The sequence below is a fragment of the Haloferula chungangensis genome (genome assembly GCF_042664875.1).
Lineage (GTDB): Bacteria > Verrucomicrobiota > Verrucomicrobiia > Verrucomicrobiales > Akkermansiaceae > Haloferula > Haloferula chungangensis.
On sequence record NZ_JBHTBS010000033.1, the window covers coordinates 1 to 3,605 of the forward strand.

The 3,605-nt window shown below is 55.6% G+C and carries 3 protein-coding genes; all 3 read left to right on the forward strand.

Annotated elements, in window-relative coordinates; translation table 11 throughout:
• The first annotated feature begins 144 nt into the window (after window positions 1-144).
• The 3 genes from ACFQY0_RS20935 to ACFQY0_RS20945 all read left to right on the forward strand — a co-directional run bounded on the left by ACFQY0_RS20935 (window position 145) and on the right by ACFQY0_RS20945 (window position 3,370).
• Window positions 145-507, forward strand: a complete 363-nt coding sequence (locus ACFQY0_RS20935) for a VOC family protein (protein ID WP_379716926.1) — start codon at window positions 145-147, stop codon at window positions 505-507.
• 1,521 nt (window positions 508-2,028) lie between these two features.
• Window positions 2,029-2,859, forward strand: coding sequence for a hypothetical protein (locus ACFQY0_RS20940; RefSeq protein ID WP_379716929.1), 831 nt, complete (start codon window positions 2,029-2,031; stop codon window positions 2,857-2,859).
• 31 nt (window positions 2,860-2,890) lie between these two features.
• Entirely contained in the window at window positions 2,891-3,370 is a 480-nt protein-coding gene (locus tag ACFQY0_RS20945) for a hypothetical protein (RefSeq protein ID WP_379716932.1), read from the forward strand.
• Window positions 3,371-3,605: the final 235 nt, after the last annotated feature.

The window sequence follows — 3,605 nt, forward strand, 5'->3', positions numbered from 1 at the left end:
TCAACAAGGCCAACAAGGCGCAGCACCCAACCGCCTGACCCGCTTCGTGTCGAATTTTTCAGATGATTAGAACCCTAAACCCCGAGTAAACGCGCGGCTGCCGTCAGGCGGTTGGTGTGCTTTGACGATAGGCCAAGAAATTGAATGACGACACCGCGCCCCAATCTGACGGTGATTCGCTGCCAGGACATAGAGGCATCGGCGGAGTTTTATCGCATCGTCGGCCTTGAGTTCGAGAAGCACCGACACGGATCAGGGCCCGAGCACTATGCGGCTTCGGACGGAACTTGGACCTTCGAGCTCTATCCGGCATCGACGAAGTTTCCCGCGAGCACTTCGACCCGGATTGGATTTGCTGTTGGGTCATGTGATGGGGTCGCGGACCGCCTGCGAGAGGCAGGCTTCTCCCTCATTACCGAACCCGCCGATTCTCCGTGGGGTAGGCGTGCCGTCGCTGTAGATCCCGACGGACATCGAGTCGAACTTTCCTCCCCGCTCCCAACATGAAGAGGCCTATCAAGTCGCTGGTGGACGACCACTTTCAGCGGCTTTGTTGCGTGCTTGCCGCCAGCATCGGAGCCTGATTGATTGGAGATGGCGTCAGGGCAAGGGGTCGTGGCGCCACAGCTTTTACGTTCTGCTGAATATGATTCTTGAGTCGACGTTTATGGGGCTATTCGCCGTGTATCTAGTCGCGTGGGCCGTCGGAGCAGTCGATGCCATACTATTCGGGAGGTTCCTCCGGCGTGAGCATCCGGAGATCGCAAAAGTCCATGCTCCTGGATTCTTACGCGGCAACTTGTCTTCAGGTCTTCGATCGACGCTCTGGATTCTTTCCCGACGATACCTAACTGAGGGTCTGACGGCCTTGAATCATCGAGGCGATCTACACAGGCGATTCCTGCTCGGGTCACTCGGCACAATGCTACTTACAGTCGTGGGCATGCTTATCGTTGGTAGCCAGGTCGCGGAGAAGCCCAAGGGCAGTAACGAAGCTGCAGAACAAGTCAGCGATGGCGACGCCTAACCGCGGCCTTGTTGAATTTCCTTTCTCATGATTCAATCCCTTCAATCTGACACGGAGCGCCGCCTTAGGTCGGGCGTCGCGCCATGCCTCTGACGTTCTCGTGGAATGTAGAGCCTTTGGGTTTTGAGGGTGTGGCAGCAGACCGAGTCGGAGATAGGTCGAGCTTGTCGAGGCTTTCGAGGCCTCGGAGCTTTGCTGACCGGAGCGAGCATCATGCGATGGGCAGCAGAGGAGCGGCCAGGAGAGATCGGACCGAGCACGTGACAGGCTCTGTTAGATTGTCTGTCTGATTCGCCGGGGCTTCGCATCATCACCGCTCGGAGTGTCTCGTGGGATGGTGTCGGCACTCGATCGGGTATTATCCCGTGGCGGACCGCGGCCTCCGCGAAGATCTCCCCGCCCCCAAGACCGCCCAACGAGAACAAGGCGCTCGAGGACGACCCCTTTCAGCGGTTGTGTTGAGTTCTTGCCGCCAGCTTCGAAAGCTGCTTGGATCCCCGCAGCCTTCCCGGTGAGCTCACCGGGATCGCCTCAGCTCAAACGTTGGGCAAGAAATGAAGACTACACAGGATTCGATAGCTCGTCAGATTCCGTGGGATCTCGCCTTTGCTTCAGGGATTCCCCTGTTCCTGTTTATAGCCGTCGTTGGTGGGCTCTTCTCTCTTCCCTCAGTATTGCTCGGATACATGATCTCTGTGGCTTGCATCACCGCGATCTCTGGCGCAGGGCTCATGACTTGGGCGAAGATTCCTCAGTATCGGGCGGGGCACTTCTTCCGTCTCGGATGTGGTGGAGTAGATTGCAGTCACCGGCGAGCCTACCGGATCGGCTTGGGAGTCTCATTCGCGTCAATAGTCGTCGCTGCAGTCCTCCTCGGGTTGCTGTGGCTCAAAGGGTGAAACCGACAAGCCCAACAAGTCGAAGATGGCGACCCCTCTCAGCGGCCTTGTTGAATTTCTGTTTTGGTGATTCAATCTGGCAACGAGAATCGGCGCCCCGCCATGAGGGACGGGATCGCCATTTCTCAAACGTTCGGCAGAAAAAACGACATGCGCCAGTTCCTTCTATGTTTGCTAGTTCTGAATGCCCAGATTGTTGGAGCGTTTGCGGAGGATGCCAAGCTTCTCCATCCGCTTTCGACGTCTCCTGATGGCAGATTCAGCATCGCGATTCGATATCCTAAGGAGGCTCCTCCTACAGTCTTTGATCGAGGAGATGATACTGATGTTCGCATGGAAGAAGGTTCTGAAGTCGTCGCCACCACCAAAGACGGCAAAGTCATCAGCTCGCTGGCGGCACCGCAGGGTTACCTTTGGGTGACCTGGAACGACACATCCGACTACGTTGCAATTAGATGGCATGTTTACCGCACCCATGGTGGGTGTGAGCTTTACCGCTTGGAACGGAAGGAGTCCGCAACCACGTTTTCAGATGTCAAGTTAACCAAGGAGCCTTTCCTGAAGGTCCTGGAAAAGGACCGAGAGTTTAGCTCGGATCTGAAGTGGATAATCAGGCCATTTGAATGGAGAGGAAGCCTATTGCGAGTCGAATGTATCCCTTTATCCAAGGGGGATGAGCCTCACCCCTTTGCACAGGATCGGATTTGGTATGAGGTGGACGCGTTGATCGCTAGAGAGTCCGAGTTTGTCCCTGTTGCCCTCCATGCGACCCACGGGAATTACCGGGGCAACGGAGAGTTAATTCGGCCGAATCCCGTGTGGCGGAATTACCAAGCCGAACAAGGCGGCGCTGGACAACCCGCTACCCGATCCGAGTTGGATTCGGTGGGTGGCGACAAACCTCAACTAGAAGCGGAGGGGCGCCCCCGGTAGCGGGTGCCAGGCCTTCGACGTTAGCCTGAAAATGCGCGACTATAACGACCTCATCACCGATCTGGACGATTGGGAGTCTCACAACAGTTGCGAAATCGGCCCAGACGGTTGGCTCGCGGGCATGGGTTCGTTCAATCTGGCTGTGGCCTTCTCTTCACTATTCTGGCCAGAATTCGTTACTCATGATGACTGCGTGTTCATGGCTCCATTTAGAGATCATGACGCCCAGAATTACCAACGCCTTCCGACTGGGTGCGATGATGACAAGACGAGAACAGAAGTGACTCTGAATAACCAACATCTCCTCGATCTTTTCCCGAATGAAAAAGCTAGGCCGACTAGAGAGCAGGTCATTTACCTTGGGAGGACCTTGAAGGATATGTGGCAGCTGAAGCTTAATCGAGACTTCCCTGACCGAAGGATGGTGGTATCGTTTCCAGAAGATTACTCGGACGACCTGATGGATTACGAGATCACCTTCTGGCAAGAGCGTGCATCAAACCAAGGCTAACAAGACGTGGGTGGACAACCCGCTACCCCGCCGCGAGTTGGAGATTGAAACATGATTAGAACCCTTTACCCTAGATCGGACTGGCGCTCCCGGTAGCGGGTGCCACCACTTCGACGTTGCTATGGCTGCCTGGTTGTCAACGGCAAAAGTTCTACTATTTTCATCGTAATGGATGAGTTCTTCCGCGCCTTTCCGTTGCGCTGGAGACCGGGATGAGAAATGGCGGTTTGATCCA